This is a genomic window from Type-E symbiont of Plautia stali (assembly GCF_059731115.1).
Genome location: NZ_AP035906.1, coordinates 2,375,574 through 2,400,078, shown reverse-complemented (window position 1 = coordinate 2,400,078; position 24,505 = coordinate 2,375,574). Strand labels below are relative to the sequence as shown.

Sequence of the window (24,505 nt, the reverse complement as noted above, 5' to 3'; positions counted from 1 at the left end):
CCTGCCTGGGTTTTTCCATTATAATAGCCGCCTTTTTTGCGACAGCATCTCAGAAGGTTACGCGGCCTGATGCTGTCTGGCAGCAGCGGCGAAGTTAAAAGGATACGTTATGCGTACAGAATATTGCGGACAGCTCAATCTGTCTCACGTGGGTCAGCAAGTCACTCTCTGCGGTTGGGTTAACCGCCGTCGCGATCTGGGCAGCCTGATTTTTATCGATATGCGCGACCGTGAAGGTATCGCTCAGGTATTCTTCGACGCAGATCATCAGGACGCTTTCCAGCTGGCCTCTGAGCTGCGTAACGAATTCTGTATCCAGATCACCGGCACCGTGCGTGCGCGTGAAGAGAAAAACCGCAACAGCGATATGGCCACCGGCGATGTCGAAGTGTTTGCCCATGCGCTGAACATCATCAACCGCGCTGAACCTCTGCCGCTGGACTCTAACCAGACCAACAGCGAAGAAGCGCGTCTGACCTATCGCTATCTGGACCTGCGTCGTCCGGAAATGGCACAGCGTCTGAAAACCCGTGCGAAAATCACCAGCTTCGTGCGTCGCTTTATGGATAACGAGGGCTTCCTCGATATCGAAACCCCGATGCTGACCAAAGCCACGCCAGAAGGTGCACGTGACTATCTGGTGCCAAGCCGCGTGCACAAAGGCAAATTCTACGCGCTGCCGCAGTCCCCACAGCTGTTCAAACAGCTGCTGATGATGTCCGGCTTCGATCGCTATTATCAGATCGTTAAATGCTTCCGTGATGAAGACTTGCGTGCAGACCGTCAGCCAGAATTCACCCAAATCGACGTGGAAACCTCTTTCATGACCGCCGAGCAGGTGCGTGAAAAGATGGAGCGTCTGATTCGTGAACTGTGGATCGACGTGAAAGGCGTGGATCTCGGTGACTTCCCGCAAATGACTTTTGCTGAAGCTATGAACCGTTACGGTTCTGACAAACCCGATCTGCGCAACCCAATGGAGCTTGTGGACGTGGCTGACCTGCTGAAAAGCGTGGAATTCCAGGTGTTCGCTGGTCCGGCTAACGATCCGAAAGGTCGTGTTGCCGCGCTGCGTGTGCCGGGTGGTGCAGCGCTGACGCGTAAGCAGATTGATGAGTACACCAAATTTGTTGAGATCTATGGCGCCAAAGGTTTGGCGTGGATGAAGATCAACGAGCGTGCAAAAGGCTTCGAGGGTGTACAGAGCCCGGTGGCGAAGTTCCTGACGCCTGAAATCGTTGAAGCGATTCTGAACCGCACCACTGCGCAAGATGGCGATCTGATCTTCTTCGGTGCTGACCGTGCCAAAATCGTCACTGATGCGCTGGGTGCACTGCGTCTGAAAGTGGGCCGTGATCTGAAGATTACTGACGAAAGCATGTGGGCACCGCTGTGGGTCATCGACTTCCCAATGTTTGAAGCGGATGAACAGGGCGGTCTGGCTGCGATGCACCACCCGTTCACCTCGCCGAAAGAACTGACGGCTGAACAGCTGGCGGTCGACCCGACGCAGGCCGTGGCGAACGCTTACGATATGGTGATCAATGGCTACGAAGTGGGTGGCGGTTCCGTGCGTATCCACAACGGCAACATGCAGCAGACCGTGTTCAGCATTCTCGGTATCACCGAAGAAGAGCAGCGCGAGAAGTTTGGCTTCCTGCTGGATGCCCTGAAATACGGCACACCACCGCACGCGGGCCTGGCCTTTGGTCTTGACCGTCTGACGATGCTGCTGACCGGCACCGACAACATCCGTGATGTTATCGCGTTCCCGAAAACCACTGCAGCGGCGTGCCTGATGACCGAAGCGCCAAGCGAAGCCAACCCGGCAGCGTTGTTGGATCTCGGCATTCTTGTGGCTCCGAAGAAAGAAAAGTCAGAGAACAAGTAATGGGCTATAAACATCCGGTTTCAGTGCTGGTGGTGATTTTTGCGCGAGATACTGGCCGGGTGTTAATGCTGCAGCGACGGGATGATGAAAGCTTCTGGCAATCTGTAACGGGCAGCCTCGAAGCGGGTGAGAGCCCGCGTCAGGCGGCACAGCGCGAAGTGTCAGAAGAGCTGGGTATCGACGTTGCGGGCGAACAGTTGGTGCTGGACGATTGCCACAAACACATTGAGTTTGAAATCTTCCCGCACTATCGCCATCGCTACGCACCTGGCATCACGCACAACCGCGAACACTGGTTCCGGCTGGCACTTCCGCAAGAGCGCGATCTCCTACTTACGGAGCATCTCGCCGCGCGCTGGCTCGATCCTGCCGCAGCCGCAGCCCTGACCAAGTCCTGGAGTAATCGCCAGGCAATCGAAGAATTTACCTGAATGCCCGCCGCCGCGCGTTTTTCCGGCGACAATTAAGGTAGATTCCACGAATTCGACGAAGCGCATTTCCTTCGTGTTTAAATCCGGTGCCAGACATTTATCTCGCACCGCTAAAATTGAACAGATGGCGTAATCGGCAAAGATTGTCAGTTCTACGCCGCCCAATATTGAACAGTCAGGCGTTATCGGCGCAGCAAGGTTGTTCACCGCCAGCGCGCAGCAACCGGAGCGTACTTTTGTACGTGAGGATTGCGAGCACTGCCGGGGGACAAGATTGCAAGTGAGATAGCCTGCACCCTGTTAAAGATCGGAGAAATAGTAAAGATGGCTGGACACAGTAAGTGGGCAAACACCAAGCACCGCAAGGCGGCGCAGGACGCTAAGCGCGGTAAAATCTTCACCAAGATCATCCGTGAGCTGGTGACCGCAGCGAAACTGGGCGGCGGCGATGCCGGCTCGAACCCGCGTCTGCGCGCAGCAATGGACAAAGCCCTGTCCAACAACATGACCCGTGACACCATGAACCGTGCGATTGCACGCGGCGTGGGCGGCGAAGATGATTCCAACATGGAAACCATCATCTATGAAGGTTACGGTCCAGGCGGCTCAGCGGTGATGATCGAGTGTCTGAGTGACAACCGTAACCGTACCGTGGGCGAAGTGCGTCACGCCTTCACCAAAACCGGTGGCAACCTCGGCACCGACGGTTCCGTTTCTTACCTGTTCAGCAAAAAGGGTGTGATCTCCTTTGCGCCAGGCCAGGATGAAGATGCGGTCATGGAAGCGGCGCTGGAAGCCGGTGCGGAAGACGTGGTGAGCTACGACGACGGAGCGATTGATGTGTTTACCGCGTGGGAAGAACTGGGTGCGGTGCGTGATGCGCTGGAAGCCGGTGGCCTGAAGGCGGATACCGCTGAAGTCTCAATGATCCCTTCCACCAAAGCGGAAATGGATGCGGAAACCGCACCGAAACTGCTGCGTCTGATCGACATGCTGGAAGATTGCGACGATGTGCAGGAAGTTTATCATAATGGTGAAATTTCTGATGAGGTCGCGGAAACGCTGTAATGGCGTTTTCCATTAACCTCACAGCCGGAGGCGCGTAGTGGCGATCATTCTCGGGATTGACCCCGGCTCGCGCGTCACCGGTTACGGTGTGATTCGTCAGGTTGGCCGCCAGCTAAGCTATCTGGGCAGCGGCTGTATCCGCACCAACGTCACCGATCTACCCTCTCGTCTCAAATTGATTTACGCCGGGGTGACAGAAATCATCACCCAATTCTCGCCAGACTATTTTGCTATCGAGCAGGTATTTATGGCGAAGAATGCGGACTCAGCGCTTAAGCTGGGCCAGGCGCGTGGCGCAGCGATTGTGGCGGCGGTGAATCTCGATTTGCCGGTGTTCGAATATGCAGCACGTCAGGTCAAACAAACGGTAACCGGCACCGGTGGGGCAGAAAAAAGTCAGGTTCAGCACATGGTGCGCACCTTGCTGAAACTTCCCGCTAACCCGCAAGCTGATGCCGCTGATGCGCTGGCGATTGCCATCACCCATTGTCACCTGAGCCAAAATACCACGCGATTGAGTGACGCTAAGCTGGTGATGACGCGTGGGCGATTGCGGTCCGGCTGACGAAAACCCAAACATTGAAGGCTGGATATTGATCCAGCCTTTTTTATGATATAAATACCCGTCATATTTCCACTGGCTGATGCGCGAGCTACCCTTGTTCACCTGAATCACTGACCTCAGTGCGTTCATCGTCATGCGCTCGCTTGCCGCTTTAACGTCAGCGGAAATCAATCAGGTATTTTTAGGATTACATAAGGAACTGCTCAGGTGATTGGTCGCTTACGAGGCAATATTCTGGAAAAACAGCCGCCGCTGGTGTTGATTGAGGCGCACGGTGTGGGTTATGAAGTGCACATGCCAATGACCTGCTTCTACGAGCTGCCGGAGATCAATCAGGAAGCGATTATCTTCACCCAGTTTGTGGTGCGTGAAGATGCGCAGCTGCTGTTCGGCTTCAACAACAAACAAGAGCGTGCGCTGTTCCGTGAGCTGGTGAAAGTGAATGGCGTGGGGCCAAAGCTGGCACTGGCAATCCTTTCTGGCATGTCAGCACAACAGTTTGTGACCGCCGTTGAGCGTGAAGAGATCGCGTCATTGATCAAGTTGCCTGGCGTCGGCAAGAAAACCGCCGAGCGTCTGGTGGTGGAGATGAAAGACCGCTTTAAAGGCATGCACGGCGATCTGTTTGGCAGTGACTCGACCTTCACATTGACCACGCCGTCTGAAGCGCCAGCCGCGAATGACGCTGAGGCCGAAGCGGTTGCTGCACTGGTGGCGCTGGGTTATAAACCGCAAGAAGCCAGCCGCATGATCAGTAAAGTCGGCAAACCTGATGCGGATTGCGAAACCCTGATCCGTGAAGCTCTGCGCGCAGCTATTTGAGGTAATGCATGATTGAAGCCGATCGCCTGGTCTCGGGCATCTCTATAAATGAAGAAGAGAGCCTCGACCGTGCCATTCGTCCTAAGCTCCTGGCGGAATACGTGGGGCAACCGCAGGTGCGCGAGCAGATGGAGATTTTCATCAAAGCAGCGCAACTGCGTGGCGATGCGCTGGACCATCTGCTGATTTTCGGCCCGCCGGGATTAGGTAAAACCACGCTGGCTAACATTGTGGCGAATGAGATGGGCGTGAATTTACGTACCACTTCTGGTCCGGTGCTGGAGAAGGCAGGCGATCTGGCTGCGATGCTGACCAACCTCGAACCTCATGACGTGCTGTTTATCGATGAGATCCACCGCTTATCACCGGTGGTGGAAGAGGTGCTCTATCCGGCGATGGAAGACTATCAGCTGGATATTATGATTGGCGAAGGCCCAGCGGCGCGCTCAATCAAACTTGATTTGCCCCCCTTTACCCTGATTGGCGCCACCACGCGCGCGGGCTCGCTGACCTCGCCGCTGCGCGATCGCTTTGGTATTGTGCAACGCCTTGAATTTTACAACGTACCGGATCTGCAACACATCGTCAGCCGCAGTGCAGCGTGCTTAGGATTGGCATTAAGTGAAGAGGGCGCGTTAGAAGTGGCGCGCCGTGCCCGTGGTACACCTCGTATCGCCAACCGTTTATTGCGTCGCGTACGCGATTACGCCGAAGTTCGCGCCAACGGTGTGATGAGTGGTGAAGTCTCTGCCAGCGCACTCGATATGCTCAACGTCGATAATCAGGGTTTCGATTACATGGACCGCAAGCTGTTGCTGGCGATCATCGACAAGTTCTCGGGTGGTCCGGTGGGATTGGATAACCTGGCGGCGGCGATTGGTGAAGAACGGGAAACCATTGAAGATGTGATTGAACCCTTCCTGATTCAACAAGGATTCATTCAGCGCACGCCGCGCGGCCGTCTGGCCACGCAGCACGCCTATAAGCACTTCGGTATCAGTCGCGAAGAGTAATGCTGGCGTTCGTCCGGCTGCGCGATTTCACGATCGGGCATTCGCTAAGGGGCCGTTAATGGCCCCTTTATTACGCCGCCGGCTTTTTCGCCATACTAAAGATGAACAGCACAGCGGCGCAGAGTACGACGGAAGGGCCAGCGGGCGTGTCGTAAGTGGCGGAGAACGTCAGTCCGCCGGTGACCGCCAGAATACCGATAATCACCGCAAAACCGGCCATCTGTTCCGGTGAACGGGAGAAACGACGTGCGGTGGCAGCGGGAATAATCAACAGTGAGGTGATAATCAGTGCACCGACAAACTTCATTGCCACACCAATGGTCAAGGCGGTGACCAGCATCAGCATCAGGCGCGTGCGTTGAATGTTGACGCCATCCACTTGAGCTAACTCCGGGCTGATGGTCATCGACAGCAGTGAGCGCCATTGCCATGCCATCACCGCTAGTACAATGGCCACGCCAGCGCCCATCATCCACAAATCATCCGGTGTCACCGCCAGCAGATCGCCAAACAGATACGCCATTAAATCGACGCGTACACCCTGCATCAGGCTGACTACCACCAAACCCAGCGACAGCGCGCTGTGCGCCATAATGCCGAGTAACGTATCAATGGCCAGATGCGGACGACGCTCCAGCCACACTAAGCCCATAGCCAGAAATACAGTCACCAGAATCACGGCATAATAGGGATCCACATTGAGCAGCAGACCAAAGGCCACGCCGAGCAGCGAAGCGTGCGCCAGAGTATCGCCGAAATAAGACATGCGGCGCCAGACCACAAACGAGCCAAGCGGACCCGCCGCCAGCGCCAGCAGCACGCCACCGAGCCAGCCGGGTAATAACAATTCAATCATGACGGACCATTTCCTTTGCGCAGCACAATGCGTCCCTGTAAATCGTGACGGTGATTATGATGATGGCGATAAATAGCCAATTGCTGCGCGCCACGTGGGCCGAACATGGCGATAAATTCTGGATGCTGCGACACCGCTTCTGGCGTGCCGGAACAGCAGATGTGGTGGTTGAGGCACAATACCTCGTCAGTTTTTGCCATCACCAGATGCAGATCGTGCGAAACCATTAGCACGCCACAGTTGAGCTCCTGACGAAGCTGATCGATCAAATCGTAGAGCGCCACTTGCCCATTTACGTCAACGCCTTGCGTAGGTTCATCTAACACCAGTAACTGGGGTTGATTGAGCAGGGCACGCGCCAGCAGTACGCGCTGAGTTTCACCACCTGAAAGTTTTTGCAGAGGCGCATTCAGCAGATGTCCGGCCTGCACGCGTTTCAAAGCCGGGAGAATAGCATCTCGCTTGCTGCCACGCGTCAGACGCATAAAACGTTCAACGGTGATCGGCAGTGTCGGGTCGATGTGCAATTTCTGTGGCACGTAGCCGATGCGTAAACCGGGCGCGCGTTTGACCGTGCCAGCCGTGGGCGCGAGAAGGCCCAGCACCGTACGTACCAGCGTCGATTTGCCCGCGCCGTTCGGCCCAAGCAGCGTAAGTATTTTCCCTGGCTCCAGTGACAGGCTAATACCTGCTAGCACAGGGCGCTGGGAAAACTTGACGGAGATGTTTTCAAGTGTAACAAGTGACGACATATTATTTACGGGTTGCATTGAATTTCGAATGTTATAATATCACATTCCATCAACAGGTCACGATGGAATGACGCATTATGTTACACATTAAGCAGCGCTTCGCTTTCACTCTTCCTGCTGCGGCTCTCGCCGCCGCCTGCGCAATGCCCGCGCACTCAGCCGTAGTGGCTTCAATCAAACCGATCGGATTTATCGCAGCGGCCATTGCAGATGGCGTGACGCCAGTGGAAGTGCTGTTGCCCGATGGCGCTTCAGAGCACGATTATGCTTTACGTCCCTCTGATGTAAAACGTATTAAAAACGCGGACTTAGTGGTATGGGTTGGACCAGAAATGGAGGCGTTTCTGACCAAGTCAGCGGCAGAGTTACCTGAAGCTAAAAATCTCGAAATAGCGGCGATGCCAGGGGTGAAACCGCTACTGATTCGTGGTGGTGAGGACGAGGACGAACATGAGCACGGTCACGATCATGAGCATGACTCAGATAAGTCTGATGACCAGGAGCCGTCTCATACACACCACCACCATGGTGAATTTAATATGCACCTGTGGATGTCACCTGAGATTGCGCGACAATCTGCGGTTGCAATCCACGGAAAATTATTGGAACTTATGCCGCAAAGCAGAGCCAAACTTGACGCGAACCTGCAGCAGTTTGAAGCAGAATTAGCAGATGCGGATAAGCATATTGGCGCGCAGCTTGCCCCCGTTAAGAGTAAGGGTTACTTCGTTTTTCACGATGCGTACAGCTACTTTGAAAAACACTATGGTTTGTCCCCTGCTGGACATTTCACCGTCAACCCTGAGATCCAACCGGGCGCCCAGCGTTTACATCAAATACGAACACAGTTGGTTGAGCAAAAAGCCGTATGCGTTTTTGCTGAACCACAATTCAGGCCGGCCGTCATCGATGCCGTGTCTCGCGGAACCAACGTGCGCAAAGGCACACTTGACCCGCTGGGCATGGGAATCAGCTTAACCAAAGACAGCTATGTGAAATTCCTCTCACAGTTGTCGAGCCAGTATGCGAGCTGCCTGAATGGAGCATAGAGGAATAAGTAAAAGTGCAGCAGATAGCCCGCTCTGTCGCCCTCGCATTTAATAATTTGCCGCGTCCCCACCGCGTTATGCTGGGTTCATTAACCGTTATCACGTTGGCCGTCGCTGTCTGGCGGCCTTACGTTTACCATCCCCATGATGTTGCCCCCATCGTGAAAGACATCACGCTGGACAAAAACGAACTGCGCACGCTGTTACCCGAAGCCAGTGAGCCGATCGATCAGACCACGGTTGAACCGGAAGAAGAGATTCCGGCCGATGACATCGATAAAGATGTGCAGGACAACCCGAATCAACACGATTACACCGTTTCCTCTGGCGATACCCTGAGCAGCGCACTGAATCAGTACGGTATTGATCTCAGTGATATCAATGCGTTAGTCAATAGCGATAAAGACTTCCGTAACCTGCGCGTCGGTCAGCAACTCAGCTGGACGTTGGATGCGGATGGTCAACTGCAAAACTTTACCTGGGAAGTGGATCGCCGCGAAACCCGCACTTACGAGCGCCAGCCGAATGGCAGCTTTAAGATGCAGCAGGAGATGCAAAAGGGCGAGTGGCAAAATAGTGTGCTGAAAGGTGAAGTGCGTGGCAGCTTTGGTGCCAGCGCCCAGCGTGCAGGCTTGACCAGTGCTGAAACCAGCAACGTTATCAAAGCCATGCAGTGGCAGATGGATTTCCGCAAACTGCGCGCCGGTGACGATTTTAGCGTGCTGATGTCACGCGAGATGCTGGATGGCAAAAGTGCGCAGAGCCAGCTGCTCGGCGTGCGTCTGCGTACCGGTGGCAAAGATTACTACGCGTTCCGCGCTGAAGATGGCAAATTCTATGATCGTAACGGCTCAGGCCTTGCCCGTGGTTTTATGCGCTTCCCGACGGTGAAACAGTATCGCGTTTCCTCCAACTTTAATCCGCGCCGTCTTAACCCGGTAACGGGCCGCATCGCACCACATAAGGGTGTCGATTTCGCGCTGCCGATCGGTACACCGGTATTGGCCGTGGGTGATGGTGAAGTGGTGATGGTCAAAAATGGCGGGGCGGCGGGTAACTACGTGGCCATTCGTCACGGTCGTCAGTATATGACCCGTTATATGCACCTGAGTAAGGCGCTGGTGAAACCAGGACAGAAAGTGAAGCGCGGTGACCGTATTGCGCTGTCAGGCAACACCGGGCGTTCTACGGGACCACATCTGCATTACGAAGTGTGGATCAACAATCAGGCCGTCAATCCACTCACGGCGAAACTGCCGCGTATGGAAGGGCTGACTGGTAAAGATCGCAGCAACTATCTGGCGGACGTGAAGAGTTATCTGCCACAGCTGGCACTGAAATAGCCCATTTCTGTAGCCAATATTGAAAAAACCGACGAATTATTCGTCGGTTTTTTGCTATCTGACGCATGATGATTGCAAAATTAACCACCGTCACTATCATTGTCCCGTCATTGTCAGAGGCGAGTGCATGGAAACCCGAAAGAAAAATAACAGTGAATTTATTCCCGTTTTTCAACGTTCTTTTTTAAAACCGAAATACTGGGGCAATTGGCTGGCGATTGGTGCGCTGGCGGGCATGGCAATGCTGCCTGCCAAAGTGCGCGACCCGATTTTGGGTGGATTGGGGCGGTTTGCCGGTAAGCTGGCAAAAAGTGCGCGTCGTCGTGCGTTGATCAATCTCTATTATTGCCTGCCGGAGTTAAGCGAGGCACAGCGCGAAGAGATTGCTGATCGTATGTTTGCCACCGCGCCACAGGCGATGGTGATGATGGCTGAGTTGGGGATGCGCGATCCGGCTCGTGTGCGCCAACGCGTTGACTGGCACGGCCGTGAAATTATCGAAGCCCTGCAGGCCAACAATGAGAACGTGATTTTTCTGGTGCCGCACGGTTGGGCCGTGGATATCCCGGCGATGCTGCTGGCGTCAGAGGGCCAGATGATGGCGGCCATGTTCCATAATCAGAGCGATCCGCTGCTGGATTATGTGTGGAACACCGTACGCCGTCGCTTTGGTGGCCGCATGCATGCACGTAATGACGGCATCAAGCCGTTTATCGCCTCGGTGCGTCAGGGCTATTATGGTTACTATCTGCCGGACCAGGATCACGGCCCGGAGCACAGTGAATTTGTGGATTTCTTTGCCACCTATAAAGCAACACTGCCAGCGGTCGGCCGATTGATGAAAGTGTGTCGCGCGCGCGTGGTGCCACTGTTTCCGGTGTACAACAGCGAGACCCATCGTCTGGAAATCTATGTGCGTCCGCCGATGGACGATTTGCTGGATGCCGACGATAACACCCTGGCGCGGCGAATGAATGAGGAAGTTGAGATATTTGTGCGGCCGCATCCAGAGCAATACACCTGGATTTTGAAGCTGCTGAAAACGCGTAAAGAAGGGGATATTGAACCTTATGCGCGTAAGGAGCTTTATCCTCGCAAGAAATAACGAAGGGGCCGATTGGCCCCTTTGATTATTCTACCGCTTCAACGTGGCTGCGTCGGATACGTTCACGCAGGAACAGTGTGACCAGGCCAAACCACAGCACACCCGCCGCAAAATTGATGCCGCTGAACCATGGCGTGCCACCACTGAAGTAGCCTGCTTTCGCCAGTTCAATCCCGATGGCCAGCGTCAGAATACTGATCATACCCAGCATGGCTGCCACGCTGCCTTTACCTTCGCTGCTGGAATACAGCGTCAGACGATACAGACCGGCGTTGACCATGCCCGCACCAAAGGCATACAGACTTAATCCTGCGGTCAGCAGCAGGTAGGTATGGCTGTCGAGCAGGTTAGCCAGCAACGAGATGCTTAAACCCAGCAGAATCGGCCACGCCGCGAATTTGACCGGCTGCTCGATGGGAACGCGACCCGCCAGTTTACCCAGCGTCAGGTTGCCAGCGATCATGGCAAGGAACACTGGCAGTTGCAGCAACGCATACTCCATGCGCGATAAGCCCTCGTCATGCATCAGAATCACGGGCGACAGGGCAACCCAGGTCAGAATCGGAATAAACACCAGGCCAATAGCGAAAGATCCATACATCACCTGACGATCGCGTGCCAGACGGCCATAGGCGCGCGCCAGATTCGGCAGGGCAATCGAGTGACTGCGATCGCCAGCGGTTTCCGGCATGATGCGCCACAGCACCACAAAGGCCACCACGCTACAAATCGCAAACAGCCAGAACATGCTACGCCATTCACCCACGGTCAACCAGGCGGCACCCGCCAGCGGACCGGCCAGCGGGGCTAAGAGGGCCACGTTGGCCATTAGCGCCATCATTCGCACCGCTAAAGCCTCATTAAACGCTTCCTGCACGGCGGCATAACTGACTGCACCGATAAAGCACAGGCTGATGCCCTGGATGAAACGCAGGGTGACAAACTGTTCGATGTTCGTGACCCAGGTGGTCAGAATGCAGGCCGCAGCAAAGAACAGAATGCCGAACAGCAGGACTGGACGGCGACCATATTTGTCCGAGAGCGGGCCCAGCAGCCACTGCAGCACCACGCCGCCCATCAGATAAGCAGTAAGAGAAGTCGACACCCATTCCGGGCCGACGTTGAATTCAGAAGTGACCAGCAGCATGCCGGGCTGAATCATGTCATGGGCGATGTAAGTCGCGAACTCAAACAACACCAGCGCGAGCGGGAACAGCAGCACCCGTCCGGTAAGTTGGGTAATCGGTTGATAGCGGGCCATCTGGCCTCCTTGTCAGAAAAAATAAAAACGCGACTGCCAGGCAGTCGCGTTTATCCATGTTGTTACAGCCGCTGTGAGTGGTGCGTGAGCGTTTAGTCTACGCGCAGAACACGGCTGGTGTTGGTGGTGCCGGTGGTTGCCATCACGTCGCCCTGGGTGACAATCACCAGGTCGCCCGAGACGAGGAAACCTTTGTCGCGCAGCAGGTTCACTGCATCATGCGCGGCGGCTACACCATCATTGTTGCTGTCGAAGTAAACCGGTGTCACGCCGCGATACAGCGCAGTCAGGTTCAATGTACGTTCGTGACGTGACATAGCGAAGATCGGCAGGCCAGAAGTGATACGTGACGTCATCAGCGCAGTACGGCCCGATTCGGTCATGGTGATGATGGCAGAAACCCCCTGCAGGTGGTTGGCTGCATACATCGCGGACATCGCAATCGCTTCTTCCACGTTGTCGAACTGCACTTCAAGACGGTGCTTAGACACGTTGACGCTTGGGATTTTTTCCGCACCGAGACACACTTTCGCCATCGCAGACACGGTCTCCGCTGGATACTGACCGGCAGCGGTTTCTGCTGACAGCATCACGGCATCGGTACCATCCAGCACGGCGTTCGCCACGTCCATCACTTCAGCACGGGTTGGCATCGGGTTGGTGATCATCGACTCCATCATCTGCGTGGCGGTGATGATGGTACGGTTCAGCTGACGCGCACGACGAATCAACGCCTTCTGGATCCCTACCAGTTCTGGATCGCCAATTTCAACGCCGAGGTCGCCACGCGCGACCATCACCACGTCAGAGGCGAGAATGATATCATCCATCGCTTCCTGAGACGCAACGGCTTCTGCACGTTCGACTTTGGCCACCAGTTTGGCATCACAACCTGCATCGCGCGCCAGTCGGCGAGCGTAGTTCATGTCTTCACCATTTCGCGGGAATGACACGGCCAGGTAATCCACGCCGATTTTCGCGGCGGTAATGATATCGACTTTATCTTTCTCCGTCAGCGCTTCGGCAGACAAACCGCCGCCGAGTTTATTGATGCCTTTATTGTTGGAGAGCGGGCCGCCGACGGTGACTTCGGTGAAGACTTTAACACCCTGAACTTCCAGCACCTTCAACTGTACACGACCATCATCCAGCAGCAGGATGTCGCCCGGCACCACGTCTTCTGGCAGGCCTTTGTAGTCGATACCGACTTTCTCTTTATCACCTTCGCCTTTGCCCATATCCGCATCCAGCAGGAAGCGATCGCCAACATTCAGGAAGACTTTGCCTTCTTTGAAGGTGGAAACACGAATTTTTGGACCTTGCAGGTCGCCCAGAATCGCCACGTGACGGCCAAGCTTAGCGGCAATCTCACGCACCTTGTTGGCGCGCATCTGGTGGTCTTCCGGGGTGCCGTGGGAGAAATTGAGTCGCACCACGTTCGCGCCAGCCGCGATGATTTTTTCGAGGTTATTGTCGCGATCGGTGGCTGGGCCGAGGGTAGTTACGATCTTGGTTCTTCTGAGACGTCTTGACATGAAGGACTCCGTTGACAAAGGTTCGTGTCACTCTCAAGGGGACACGGTGTAATCGCATATTCTATATGATCGATGGGCTGTGATTCGACTCACATTGTGAATGTGATGTTAATTATTTTACAGCGCCCGCTTTTCCAGGCGTGAATCCTTAAGCGCTTCTTTCACCCGTTTCAGATTTTCGCGGAAAGCCGCGCCACGCTCAAGGGTAAAACCTGTCGCCAAAACATCAACCACGGTTAATTGCGCAAGGCGGGAAACCATCGGCAGGTAGATATCCGTATCTTCAGGTACATCGAGCGTCAGTGCGAGGGTTGCTTCTGCCGCAAGGGGTGAACCCGGAGAGGTGATAGCCAGTACTGTGGAAGCGTTTACACGCGCCAGTCGAGCCAGTTCTATCATATTTTTGGTTCGACCAGTATGTGATATGAGAACAAAAACGTCATTTGGTCCACTATTTATGCAACTCATGCGCTGGATCACAATATCCTCTGACCAGATGACCGGCAGATTAAAGCGCAGGAATTTATTGGTCGCATCGTGCGCCACAACCGCTGAGGCGCCGAGACCAAAAAAGGCGATTTTTTGGGCCTGAGTCAGGGCTAAAACCGCTTGATCAATGACCTGAAGATCCAGCTGTTGGCGCACATGGCTTAAGCCGGCGAGGGCGGAATCAAAAATCTTGTGGCTGTAACTTTCAACACTGTCATTTTCTTCCACATCGCGACTGACCCAGTTCGGACCTTTTGCCAGACTCTGTGCCAGTCGTAACTTGAAGTCGGGGAAGCCACGCGTACCCATACGATGACAAAAGCGATTGACGGTCGGTTCGCTGACGTCGGCGGCACGGGCCAGGGTGGCGATGCTGGAGTGCATAGCCTTCTGCGGAGCGGCCAGAATCTGTTCTGCCACTTTCCGTTCTGATTTGCTCAGCGCGTTAAGTTGCGCCTGAATATGTTCCAGCATGTCGTTAACCCGATGCGTCTCAATCACTTTCGTCGCGTTCATCACCTGATAAAACGCTGCCAATTCACAACAATATACCGTGTAATACACCCTCGCACGCAGCAGCGGACAAATGTAAGCGCGTTTTTTTTGTCATACTTTGATCGTTGCCGGGTTTTATCCCGACAAACATCGAAACAGAAAAAGCGCGAAAAGCGCACACCACAACACACCTTTGTTCGCCATCATGTTCAAAGTAATGGCTAATGCCACACCGCGTCTGGGTTGTTCCGATGCGGGGAAAAAAGTACATTGTGCTGTAAGAAAATTACAATAAGGACCTGGGATGATGAGGACGCTCAAACCGGGTATATCCTGCAACGAGGAGAGGAAAATGGCGGTAACACAAACAGCCCAGGCATGCGATCTGGTTATTTTCGGTGCCAAAGGCGATCTTGCTCGCCGGAAACTGTTGCCTTCACTGTATCAGCTGGAGAAAGCCGGTCAGATTCACGACACCACACGCATCATCGGCGTGGGGCGCGCGGAGTGGGACAAAGACGCGTACACCAAAGTGGTGCGTGAAGCGCTGGAAACCTTCATGAAGGAGAAAATCGACGAAGCGCTGTGGGATAAGCTCAGCAGCCGTCTCGATTTCTGCAACCTCGACGTTAACGACACCTCGCATTTCACCAAACTGGGCAAGATGCTTGACCAGAAAGATCGTGTCACCATCAACTACTTCGCTATGCCGCCGAGCACTTTTGGCGCCATTTGCGACGGTCTGGGCGCCGCCAAGCTGAATGCTAAACCGGCGCGCGTGGTGATGGAGAAGCCGCTCGGCACCTCGCTCGAGACCTCGCAAGAGATCAATGACAGCGTTGGCAAGTACTTCGAAGAGAGCCAGGTGTTCCGTATTGACCACTATCTCGGTAAAGAGACGGTACTGAACCTGCTGGCTCTGCGTTTCGCCAACTCTATCTTCGTGAATAACTGGGATAACCGTACCATCGATCACGTGCAGATTACCGTGGCGGAAGAAGTGGGTATCGAAGGTCGTTGGGGTTACTTCGATAAAGCTGGCCAGATGCGCGACATGATCCAGAACCACCTGTTGCAGATCCTCACCATGATCGCCATGTCACCGCCATCCGATCTCAGTGCGGATGCCATCCGTGATGAGAAAGTGAAGGTGCTGCGTTCGCTGCGTCGTATTGACCAGACCAACGTGCGTGAAAAAACCGTGCGTGGCCAGTACACCGCCGGCTTCGTGCAGGGCAAAAAAGTACCAGGCTATCTGGAAGAAGAGGGCGCGAACAAGCAGAGCGCCACCGAGAGCTTCGTGGCGATCCGTGTTGATATCGACAACTGGCGCTGGGCGGGCGTGCCGTTCTACCTGCGCACCGGTAAGCGCTTGCCGACCAAATGCTCTGAGGTTGTTGTGTACTTTAAGAACCCAGAGATGAACCTGTTCAAAGACTCTTATGCTGAACTGCCGCAGAACAAGTTGACCATTCGTTTGCAGCCGGACGAAGGGGTGGATATCGAGATCCTGAACAAAGTGCCGGGTCTGGATCACAAGCACAAACTGCAGACTACCAAGCTGGATCTGAGCTACTCCGAGACCTTCAACCAGTCGCATCTGGCGGATGCCTACGAGCGTCTGCTGCTGGAAACCATGCGCGGTATTCAGGCGCTGTTTGTACGCCGTGACGAAGTGGAAGCGGCGTGGGGCTGGGTGGATTCCATCATTGATGCATGGAACGCCGATGCTGAAGCGCCTAAGCCATACCAGGCTGGCACCTGGGGCCCGGTGGCGTCCGTCGCGATGATTACTCGTGATGGCCGTTCGTGGAATGAGTTTGAATAAGCCTTGAAATCTAAGCCCGCCAATGAGCGGGCTTTTTTGTGCCAAAATTCATTTCTCTTAAAATTGAACCAGAGTTTCAATAATTTTTGATATCCGATAGACGCCGCTCCAGCCAATCTTGTATGGTAGAGCCCAAACATTGACAGCCGGATGCGAGTCGGGCTGATGCCACTAAGGAAACGTGATGAAGAACTGGAAAACCACTGCTGAACAGATCATGACTACGGGCCCGGTTGTGCCGGTGATCGTGGTGAATAAACTGGAACACGCCGTGCCGATGGCCAAAGCGTTGGTGGCCGGCGGTGTGCGTGTGCTGGAAGTGACGCTGCGTACGCCGGTGGCGATGGACGCGCTGCGTGCGATGATCAAAGAAGTGCCAGAAGCGATTGTCGGTGCGGGCACAGTGATCAACACTCAGCAGCTGAAAGAGGTGACTGATGCCGGTGCGCAGTTCGTGATCAGCCCAGGTCTGACCGAGCCGTTACTAAAAGCCGCCGTTGAAGGTCCGGTGCCATTGATTCCGGGCATCAGCACCGTTTCTGAACTGATGTTGGGTATGGATTATGGCCTGCGTGAGTTTAAGTTCTTCCCGGCTGAGGCGAATGGTGGTGTTAAAGCGCTGTCAGCGATTGGCGGTCCTTTCCCACAGGTGCGCTTCTGCCCAACCGGCGGTATCTCACCGGCCAACTATCGTGACTACCTGGCGCTGAAAAGCGTGCTCTGTATTGGTGGTTCGTGGTTGGTGCCGAACGATGTGCTGGAAAGCGGCGACTGGGATCGCATTACGCGTCTGGCTCGCGAAGCCGTTGAAGGCGCGAAGTAACGCATCTGGCAGGGTGCGAATCATTGGAACTGAAAGGGCGGCCTGGTGGCCGCCCTTTTTCGCTGTCAGCAGCTGAGGGAATTAGCCCTCTACTTTCACGGCTGCGGCACTCGCCACGGCACGTGCAATCGCCTCATCGGTATTGTCACCGGTAGCCAGCGCTACGCCCAGACGACGTTGACCAGCAATCTCTGGCTTGCCGAACAGACGCAACTGCAGTCCCGCACCCAATGCCGCTTCGATGTTCACGAACTGCACATTGTTGCTATCCAGCTGTGGCAGAATCACCGCCGAAGCCGCCGGGCCATACTGGCGAATGCCACCGATTGGCAAGCCGAGGAACGCGCGCACATGCAGCGCGAACTCGGACAGATCCTGAGAAATCAGTGTCACCATGCCGGTATCGTGTGGGCGTGGCGAGACTTCGCTAAACACCACCTCATCACCGCAGACAAACAGCTCAACGCCAAACAGACCGTATCCGCCCAGCGCTTTCACCACTTTAGATGCGATATCTTGTGCACGCTGCAGAGCCAGGTCGGTCATCCGCTGTGGCTGCCAGGATTCACGGTAATCGCCATCTTCCTGACGATGACCAATCGGCGCGCAGAAATGGATGCCATCCACTGCGCTGATGGTCAGCAGGGTGATTTCGAAATCAAATTTCACCACACCTTCGACGATCACACGACCGGCACCGGCACGTCCGCCTTGCTGCGCGTAATCCCAGGCTTTATCCAGCTGGCTCGCTTCGCGGATGAAACTCTGACCTTTGCCTGATGAGCTCATTACTGGTTTAACGATGCACGGAAAACCAATTTCATTGGCGGCTGCGACGAAATTCTCTTTGCTGTCAGCGAACTGATAGGTTGAAGTCGGTAACGACAACTCTTCTGCCGCCAGACGGCGAATACCTTCGCGGTTCATGGTCAGGCGCGCTGCACGCGCGGTAGGTACCACTTTCTGGCCTTGAGCTTCCAGTTCCAGCAGTTTTTCAGTGGCAATAGCTTCAATTTCTGGCACCACAAAGTGCGGCTTCTCCAGCGCAATTAACGCAGCCAGCGCATCACCGTCCAGCATATTGATCACATGGCTACGGTGTGCAACGTGCATCGCAGGGGCATCGGCATAACGATCCACGGCAATCACTTCCACACCCAGACGCTGACACTCCAGCGCCACTTCTTTGCCCAATTCGCCTGAACCTAACAGCATCACACGCGTTGCGGCAGGGCGCAGCGCGGTTCCGAGAGTCGTCATAATTTCACCTTAGCAGTCAAAATGCGCGCGCAGTATATACGAAAACGTTTGCGTACTCACGCATTCGCCTTCATCAGGTTTGCCATACTTTTCCCGCTCTGACGTTACCTGACACTCGCTACGGCAGCATGGAACGCGGAAACTTAAACAGGAGTTAAACGATGAGCAATTGGTTGCAGCAAATCCAGTCGGTGCTGGCGAAGAAGGGCGGCGACGGCAAAGCCGGTGGATTGAGCGATATGCTGGCCCCTGGCGCGCTGGGTGGTTTAGCGGGATTACTGGTAGCCAGCAAGTCCACGCGAAGCCTGTTGACCAAATACGGCGGTAAAGCCTTGCTGGTCGGCGGCGGTGCGGCAGCGGGCGCCGTGCTATGGAACAAATACAAACAGCGTGTGCGTGAAACGCACCAGGATGAGCCGGAATTTGGTCAGTTGCAGACACCTGTGGATCAGCGCGCTGAACGTTTGGTGACGGCGTTAGTGTTCGCCGCCAAAAGCGATGGTCATATTGACGATCGCGAACGTGCCGCCATTGAGCAGAATATCCATCAGGCGGGTTATGGTTCACAGGCGGAAACGCTGATCCAGCAGGCGATGAACCGTCCACTCGATCCCCAGTGGCTGGCAGCCGATGTGAAAAACGAAGAAGAGGCGTTAGAGCTTTACTTCCTCAGCTGTGCCGCCATCGATGTGGATCACTTTATGGAGCGCAGCTATCTCTCTGCACTGGGTGATGCCCTGAAGATCCCACAGGATGTGCGCGACGGCATTCAGCGCGATATTCAGGCGGAGAAAGCGGCGTAATGATGCTGAAGCCTGGATCATATCCAGGCTTTATTGCGCATCAGATCGAGCAGTGTTTGCAACTGGGCATCAATAACAATGATCTCGTTATTGATCAGTAAATGCAGCGCTGTTACGCGACGAACGCCCTGCTGCAGCGGCAGCATCTTCAATGTTCCTGCCGCCAGGGCGGACTGAATACGGGTCTCCGGTAACCAACCATAACCAACCTGATGCATTACCGCCTCAATTGCGGCCTCGATAGTGGAACATGCCCAGGTCTCTCCCTGATGGTGCTCCTGCAGTACGCTAAAATGCTGATGATCGGCAATGCGGATCAGCGGATATTCCGCTAACTGCTCAGCACTAACCGCACCATTCAAGTGATGTAACGCATGCTGGTGGTGCGCAACAGCCACGAAATCCACATTCATCATCCATTCGCCCCGGCCTGTCCCGGGCTGGCGCTGGCTCAATACCATTACATCCGCCTGGCTGTTATCCGGTATCTGCATTTCCAACACCTCGGTGACGTTAACCTGCGTACCTGGATAGAGACGCTGGAATTCACTCAGCACACTGAACAGATGCTCGCGCGGCAAGATGCTATCCACCATCAGTTCGATGCGGCTGCGCTCTCCGTTGCGCATAGCGCTGGCGGTGCTTTCCAGCGCGTAGAAAGCTTTCAACAGTGGCCTGACCTGCGCCAGAAGCTTCTCGCCTGCAGGCGTCAGCACGGTGCGCCGTCCTTTGGTCTCCAGCAAGGTGACTTCAAGGCGTTCTTGCAGCATGGCGAGGTTATAGCTTACCGAAGACTGGCTGCGATGTGTCGACTCGGCCGCGCTGGCGAAACTGCCGCGCAGCACCACCTCATTTAACAAGCTCCACTGCTCCAACGTTGATTTATGCATATCATCTAAATTTTGAATGAATTTTAACGAAACATAGCGTTATTCATCAGGTAAGTGAAGGCGTAATCTGGCTTCAAACCAAAGGAGAACACATTATGAGTACCTTCGATAAAAATGATTTGGCTGGAGTTGTTGGCAAACACCTGATCTATACCTATGACAATGGCTGGAACTATGAGCTGTATATCAAAAATCCCAGCACCGTTGATTACCGTATTCATAGCGGGATGGTGGGCAATCGTTGGGTTAAGGATCAGCGCGCTTATATTGTGCGAATTGCGCAAGAGGTCTACAAAGTTTCCTGGACTGAACCCACCGGCACTGACGTCAGTTTGATCGCGAATCTGAGAGACAGATTGTTTCACGGTACGATCTTCTTCCCCCGCTGGGTGATGAACAACCCGCAGCATACGGTTTGCTTCCAGAATGAACATCTCAACGAAATGAATCGTTATCGCGAAGCGGGTCCAGCTTATCCCACTGAAGTGATCGACGAATTTGCCACCATCACACTGGTGCGAGATTGCGGTGCCGATAATGATGAGGTCATCGCCTGTGCAGCCAGTGAATTGCCCGCTGATTTTCCAGCTAATTTGTTGCGTTAACTACCCTTGACGAGGGAGCGCATGAAAAACGCTCCTTTCGTTACACTTCCTGTGCGCTGCTGCTTGGCTTCCCGCGTGATAAGTGCCACGCTTGCTGAATGTTGTCTTTCAGGGAAAGGAGCCAGAATGCATCAGCCACAAGCGAAAAAAATCCCCCACGTCATGAACCTGCACGGCGAATCGCGCACCGATAACTACTATTGGATGCGCGATGACGAGCGTGAAAACCCAGAGATTCTGGAGCATCTGCACGCCGAGAATGCGTACGGTAAAGCGATGATGGCGTCGCAAGATCCTTTGCAGGAACGGGTATTAAAAGAGATTGTCGACCGCATCCCACCGCAGGACCACTCCGTCCCCTACGTAAAAAACGGCTATCGCTATCAAAGCCGCTATGAGGTAGGCAACGAATACCCGCTCTATTTTCGTCAGTCGGTAAACGCACCAGCGGATGAACCCTGGCAACTGCTGATCGACGGCAATCAACGAGCTTCTCACAGTGATTTCTACACCATGGGCGCACTGGCGATCTCACCCGACAACCAGGTGATGGCGCTGGCGGAAGATTTTCTGTCGCGCCGCCAGTATGGCATCCGCTTCCGTAACTTAGAGAGTGGTAGTTGGTATCCGGAAGTGCTGAGCAATGCTTCTTCCAGCGTGGCGTGGGCCAATGATTCGCGCACGCTGTACTACGTGCGTAAGCATCCGAAAACGTTACTGGCCTATCAGGTGTGGCGCCATGAGTTAGGTCATCCGCAATCAGACGATCAGCTGGTGTATGAAGAGCAGGATGAGAGCTTCCACCTCAGCGTGCACAAAACCACCTCCGAGCACTTCATCCTGATCGCGATGTACAGCACCACTACCAGTGAGATCCAGCTGATTGATGCCGAGTATCCGGATGCGCAGCCACAGGTGTTCTGTCCACGTCGTCGCGATCACGAGTACAGCATCGATCACTACAATCACCAGTTCTATATTCGCTCGAATCGCGACGGAAAAAACTTTGGCCTGTATCGCAGCGCATGGCTGGCCGAGAACCGCTGGCAGGCGTTGATTCCGGCACGCGATAACGTGGTGCTGGAGGATTTCCAGCTGTTCCGCCATTGGCTGGTGGTGGAAGAGCGCCAGCGCGGCGTCAATACGCTGCGCCAGATCAACTGGGAAAGCGGTGAAAGCATCGGGATCGCCTTTGACGATCCGGCTTACGTCACCTGGCTGGCATACAATCCTTCGCCGGAAAGTGACACGCTGCGTTATGGCTACTCATCCATGACCACGCCAACCACGCTGTTTGAACTCAATATGGAGACGGGCGACCGCCGCGTGTTGAAACAGACGCCGGTGCCGGGCTTCAACTCAGATGACTACAAAAGCGAGCATCACTGGATCACGGTGCGTGATGGCACTGAAGTGCCGGTGTCGCTGGTCTATCACCGCAAGCACTTCAAACCAGGCACTAATCCACTGCTGGCTTACGGATACGGCGCCTATGGCAGTAGCATGGATGCCAGTTTCGGCACCAGCCGCATTAGCTTGCTGGAACGCGGTTTTGTTTACGCCATTATTCATGTACGCGGCGGTGGCGAACTGGGGCAGCAGTGGTACGACGATGGTCGCCTGAAGAATAAGATGAATAGCTTCACCGACTTCATTGATGTGACGCAGGCGCTGGTGGCGAAAGGCTACGGCAATCCGCAGCAGCTATATGCGATGGGCGGCAGTGCGGGCGGCTTGTTGATGGGCGGTGTGATGAACCTTGCCCCCGAACTGTTCCACGGTGTTGTGGCGCAAGTGCCGTTTGTCGATGTGGTGACGACCATGCTGGACCCGTCGATCCCACTAACCACCGGCGAATATGACGAGTGGGGCAACCCGGAGCAAGAAGAGTTTTACCACATCATTCGCCAGTACAGCCCGTATGACAACATCGAAGCGAAAGCCTACCCGCATCTGTTAGTGACGACAGGATTGCACGATTCCCAGGTGCAGTATTGGGAACCGGCGAAGTGGGTAGCAAAACTGCGTGAGCTGAAAACCAACGATACACTGCTGCTGCTGTGTACCGAGATGGATTCCGGTCACGGTGGTAAATCCGGGCGTTTTAAAGCCTATGAAGGGGTAGCGCAGGAGTTTACTTTCCTGATCGGGCTGGCGCAGGGCAGTTTGCCAGACCGCGTCGATTATTGATCGACTTTCACGTACTTGCGCAGCGCCTGCCGTAACGGTGGGCGCAAATCGCGCACATTCTCCAGCACCCAGCGTAAGTAGCCGGGATCTTTACGCGCAATGCTGCCAATGCTTTGTCCGCGATATTTACCAAACGGGAACACATCGCCGCTGACTTCTGCGGGCTGACAGCGGCCGACCATATCACTGACGCTCCAGCCGGAGGTCTCCATGATGCGGATCAGCAGCGCAGCGGTGACATAGCAGTCATACAACGCACGGTGCGCATGCAGTTCAGCAGGTGGCGTAACGTCAAGCTTCAGGCTGTGACGCAGTGCCTGGTTTCCGTACTTAATGCCCGGCCACAGCTGGCGCGCCAGCGTCATGGTGCAGATCCATTCACCGGGCATGATCGGCAACATACGACGATCAAAACTGGCATTGTGCGCTACATAATGCGGGCTGCCATGATAGCGACCAATCGCTTCTTCAATGGTCGGCTTATCGGCGACCATTGCTTCCGTAATGCGATGCACCGCCATCGCCTGACGGCTGATAGGGCGGTCCGGGCAAATCAAATCGCTCATCGGATTGACGATCTGTCCGTCGATCACATCCACTGACGCGACTTCGACCACGCCGCCTTGCAGGCCACAGGTTTCGGTATCGATAACGCGTAACATAGGTTAATTACTTCTGTTTGGGTTCGTAGGGCAGGCGAGAGAGGCTGAGCGATGCCTGGCGATAGCTCATCAAACGCTGACGGAACCACTCGCGCAGCGCTTCCGGCTGCTCGCGCTCGACCATTTCCGCGATCACGGGCATGTTGTAGCGCTCTTTAAAGGCCACGCCTGCGGCGGCCAGATCGACATTGACTTTGTCTTTCTCTTCCTGCGACAACAGGGCAAGGTTTTGGCTCATGCATTTCTCCTGATAAACAGGGGCAAAAGTAATGGTTTCCCCTTTACGGATCAAGGAAATTGGATCGCACCGCAAGTCTCGACACGTCTTTGCCAGCGGCGTATCCTGCTGCCACGTTTGCGGCAGAGCGCCGCATGGCAAAGGGAAGAAGTGATGAAGAAAACTGCGTTAAACCCGATTGTGGCGATGTTGCTGACGTCATCCACGTTGGTCTTCAGTCAGTTTGCACTGGCACATGCTCACCTGAAAACGCCGGTTCCCGCCGATAAAGCGGTGATCGACAGCTCGCCACAAAATCTGACGCTAACCTTCACAGAAGATGTTGAGCCTGCCTTCAGCGGTGTTGAAGTGCTCAATGCACAGAATCAGCCGATGGCCGTGGAAAAAGCCAAACTCAACGACAAGCAGCATGATCAGTTGATCGTGCCGATCAGCAAGCCGCTGCCGTCGGGCAACTACCAGGTGAACTGGCATGTGTTGTCCGTTGATGGACACAAAACCAAGGGAAGCTACGCGTTCAGCGTGAAGTAA

Annotated in this window: 24 protein-coding genes; 15 read left to right on the top strand and 9 right to left on the bottom strand. The window is 54.7% G+C overall.

The window, feature by feature from the left end; translation table 11 throughout:
* The first annotated feature begins 109 nt into the window (after positions 1 to 109).
* The 6 genes from aspS to ruvB all read left to right on the top strand — a co-directional run bounded on the left by aspS (position 110) and on the right by ruvB (position 5,790).
* Entirely contained in the window at positions 110 to 1,891 is a 1,782-nt protein-coding gene (aspS, locus tag AC6I8L_RS11035) for an aspartate--tRNA ligase (protein ID WP_058960187.1), read from the top strand.
* Complete coding sequence (nudB, locus tag AC6I8L_RS11030) at positions 1,891 to 2,322, top strand: dihydroneopterin triphosphate diphosphatase (protein WP_034828648.1); 432 nt, start codon at positions 1,891 to 1,893, stop codon at positions 2,320 to 2,322. The genes aspS and nudB overlap by 1 nt, the downstream gene beginning before the upstream one ends.
* A gap of 324 nt (positions 2,323 to 2,646) precedes the next feature.
* Positions 2,647 to 3,390, top strand: coding sequence for a YebC/PmpR family DNA-binding transcriptional regulator (locus tag AC6I8L_RS11025; protein WP_034828649.1), 744 nt, complete (start codon positions 2,647 to 2,649; stop codon positions 3,388 to 3,390).
* 37 nt (positions 3,391 to 3,427) lie between these two features.
* Positions 3,428 to 3,955: a crossover junction endodeoxyribonuclease RuvC gene (gene ruvC / locus AC6I8L_RS11020; protein WP_038646509.1), complete on the top strand. Its 528-nt coding sequence runs from the start codon at positions 3,428 to 3,430 to the stop codon at positions 3,953 to 3,955.
* Positions 3,956 to 4,162: 207 nt separating this feature from the next.
* Positions 4,163 to 4,777, top strand: coding sequence for a Holliday junction branch migration protein RuvA (gene ruvA / locus AC6I8L_RS11015; protein ID WP_034828652.1), 615 nt, complete (start codon positions 4,163 to 4,165; stop codon positions 4,775 to 4,777).
* Positions 4,778 to 4,785: 8 nt separating this feature from the next.
* Positions 4,786 to 5,790 carry a Holliday junction branch migration DNA helicase RuvB gene (gene ruvB, locus AC6I8L_RS11010; protein WP_058960186.1) on the top strand — a complete coding sequence of 335 codons (1,005 nt, stop codon included), beginning with the start codon at positions 4,786 to 4,788 and terminating at the stop codon, positions 5,788 to 5,790.
* Positions 5,791 to 5,860: 70 nt separating this feature from the next.
* Here ruvB and znuB read toward each other — a convergent pair whose 3' ends face one another.
* The gene (gene znuB / locus AC6I8L_RS11005; protein ID WP_058960185.1) at positions 5,861 to 6,646 is read right to left on the bottom strand and encodes a zinc ABC transporter permease subunit ZnuB; all 786 of its coding nucleotides are present in this window, start codon (positions 6,644 to 6,646) and stop codon (positions 5,861 to 5,863) included.
* Positions 6,643 to 7,398, bottom strand: a complete 756-nt coding sequence (znuC, locus tag AC6I8L_RS11000) for a zinc ABC transporter ATP-binding protein ZnuC (RefSeq protein WP_058960232.1) — start codon at positions 7,396 to 7,398, stop codon at positions 6,643 to 6,645. Before znuC ends, znuB begins: the two co-directional genes overlap by 4 nt.
* A 77-nt stretch (positions 7,399 to 7,475) precedes the next feature.
* Between znuC and znuA the strand changes: the two genes are divergently transcribed.
* From znuA to lpxM, 3 genes are all read left to right on the top strand, one after another.
* On the top strand, positions 7,476 to 8,447 hold the full coding sequence (znuA, locus tag AC6I8L_RS10995) for a zinc ABC transporter substrate-binding protein ZnuA (protein WP_058960184.1): 972 nt from the start codon (positions 7,476 to 7,478) through the stop codon (positions 8,445 to 8,447).
* 14 nt (positions 8,448 to 8,461) lie between these two features.
* The gene (gene mepM / locus AC6I8L_RS10990; protein WP_034828661.1) at positions 8,462 to 9,790 is read left to right on the top strand and encodes a murein DD-endopeptidase MepM; all 1,329 of its coding nucleotides are present in this window, start codon (positions 8,462 to 8,464) and stop codon (positions 9,788 to 9,790) included.
* A gap of 127 nt (positions 9,791 to 9,917) precedes the next feature.
* Positions 9,918 to 10,895 carry a lauroyl-Kdo(2)-lipid IV(A) myristoyltransferase gene (gene lpxM / locus AC6I8L_RS10985; protein ID WP_058960183.1) on the top strand — a complete coding sequence of 326 codons (978 nt, stop codon included), beginning with the start codon at positions 9,918 to 9,920 and terminating at the stop codon, positions 10,893 to 10,895.
* A 25-nt stretch (positions 10,896 to 10,920) separates the two neighbouring features.
* Here lpxM and AC6I8L_RS10980 read toward each other — a convergent pair whose 3' ends face one another.
* From AC6I8L_RS10980 to AC6I8L_RS10970, 3 genes are all read right to left on the bottom strand, one after another.
* A complete protein-coding gene (locus AC6I8L_RS10980) occupies positions 10,921 to 12,156 on the bottom strand; it encodes an MFS transporter (protein ID WP_058960182.1) in 1,236 nt (411 codons plus the stop codon).
* A gap of 92 nt (positions 12,157 to 12,248) precedes the next feature.
* A complete protein-coding gene (gene pyk, locus AC6I8L_RS10975) occupies positions 12,249 to 13,691 on the bottom strand; it encodes a pyruvate kinase (RefSeq protein WP_038646525.1) in 1,443 nt (480 codons plus the stop codon).
* Positions 13,692 to 13,808: 117 nt separating this feature from the next.
* The gene (locus AC6I8L_RS10970; RefSeq protein WP_058960231.1) at positions 13,809 to 14,654 is read right to left on the bottom strand and encodes a MurR/RpiR family transcriptional regulator; all 846 of its coding nucleotides are present in this window, start codon (positions 14,652 to 14,654) and stop codon (positions 13,809 to 13,811) included.
* Between the two features lie 373 nt (positions 14,655 to 15,027).
* Between AC6I8L_RS10970 and zwf the strand changes: the two genes are divergently transcribed.
* Together zwf and AC6I8L_RS10960 are read left to right on the top strand one after the other, a co-directional pair.
* Entirely contained in the window at positions 15,028 to 16,503 is a 1,476-nt protein-coding gene (gene zwf / locus AC6I8L_RS10965) for a glucose-6-phosphate dehydrogenase (protein ID WP_034828667.1), read from the top strand.
* A 184-nt stretch (positions 16,504 to 16,687) separates the two neighbouring features.
* Positions 16,688 to 17,326 (top strand): bifunctional 4-hydroxy-2-oxoglutarate aldolase/2-dehydro-3-deoxy-phosphogluconate aldolase, encoded by a 639-nt coding sequence (locus AC6I8L_RS10960; RefSeq protein ID WP_058960181.1) that lies wholly within the window; start codon positions 16,688 to 16,690, stop codon positions 17,324 to 17,326.
* A gap of 81 nt (positions 17,327 to 17,407) precedes the next feature.
* Here the strand turns inward: AC6I8L_RS10960 and purT are convergent, their stop codons facing one another.
* A complete protein-coding gene (gene purT, locus AC6I8L_RS10955) occupies positions 17,408 to 18,586 on the bottom strand; it encodes a formate-dependent phosphoribosylglycinamide formyltransferase (protein ID WP_058960180.1) in 1,179 nt (392 codons plus the stop codon).
* A 161-nt stretch (positions 18,587 to 18,747) separates the two neighbouring features.
* Here purT and AC6I8L_RS10950 point away from each other — a divergent pair, with 161 nt between their 5' ends.
* Complete coding sequence (locus AC6I8L_RS10950) at positions 18,748 to 19,389, top strand: tellurite resistance TerB family protein (RefSeq protein WP_058960179.1); 642 nt, start codon at positions 18,748 to 18,750, stop codon at positions 19,387 to 19,389.
* Between the two features lie 17 nt (positions 19,390 to 19,406).
* Here the strand turns inward: AC6I8L_RS10950 and AC6I8L_RS10945 are convergent, their stop codons facing one another.
* Positions 19,407 to 20,279: a LysR family transcriptional regulator gene (locus tag AC6I8L_RS10945; protein WP_058960178.1), complete on the bottom strand. Its 873-nt coding sequence runs from the start codon at positions 20,277 to 20,279 to the stop codon at positions 19,407 to 19,409.
* Between the two features lie 92 nt (positions 20,280 to 20,371).
* On the opposite strand from AC6I8L_RS10945, the gene AC6I8L_RS10940 reads away from it, so the two are divergent.
* Together AC6I8L_RS10940 and AC6I8L_RS10935 are read left to right on the top strand one after the other, a co-directional pair.
* Positions 20,372 to 20,884, top strand: a complete 513-nt coding sequence (locus AC6I8L_RS10940) for a phenolic acid decarboxylase (protein WP_167347108.1) — start codon at positions 20,372 to 20,374, stop codon at positions 20,882 to 20,884.
* 126 nt (positions 20,885 to 21,010) lie between these two features.
* The gene (locus AC6I8L_RS10935) at positions 21,011 to 23,074 is read left to right on the top strand and encodes a prolyl oligopeptidase family serine peptidase (protein ID WP_058960176.1); all 2,064 of its coding nucleotides are present in this window, start codon (positions 21,011 to 21,013) and stop codon (positions 23,072 to 23,074) included.
* Here AC6I8L_RS10935 and exoX read toward each other — a convergent pair.
* Positions 23,068 to 23,736, bottom strand: a complete 669-nt coding sequence (exoX, locus tag AC6I8L_RS10930; protein ID WP_038646533.1) for an exodeoxyribonuclease X — start codon at positions 23,734 to 23,736, stop codon at positions 23,068 to 23,070. The genes AC6I8L_RS10935 and exoX overlap by 7 nt on opposite strands.
* Before the next feature lie 7 nt (positions 23,737 to 23,743).
* On the bottom strand, positions 23,744 to 23,974 hold the full coding sequence (locus AC6I8L_RS10925; protein ID WP_034828680.1) for a DNA polymerase III subunit theta: 231 nt from the start codon (positions 23,972 to 23,974) through the stop codon (positions 23,744 to 23,746).
* Between the two features lie 153 nt (positions 23,975 to 24,127).
* Between AC6I8L_RS10925 and copC the strand changes: the two genes are divergently transcribed.
* Positions 24,128 to 24,505 carry a copper homeostasis periplasmic binding protein CopC gene (gene copC / locus AC6I8L_RS10920; protein ID WP_058960175.1) on the top strand — a complete coding sequence of 126 codons (378 nt, stop codon included), beginning with the start codon at positions 24,128 to 24,130 and terminating at the stop codon, positions 24,503 to 24,505.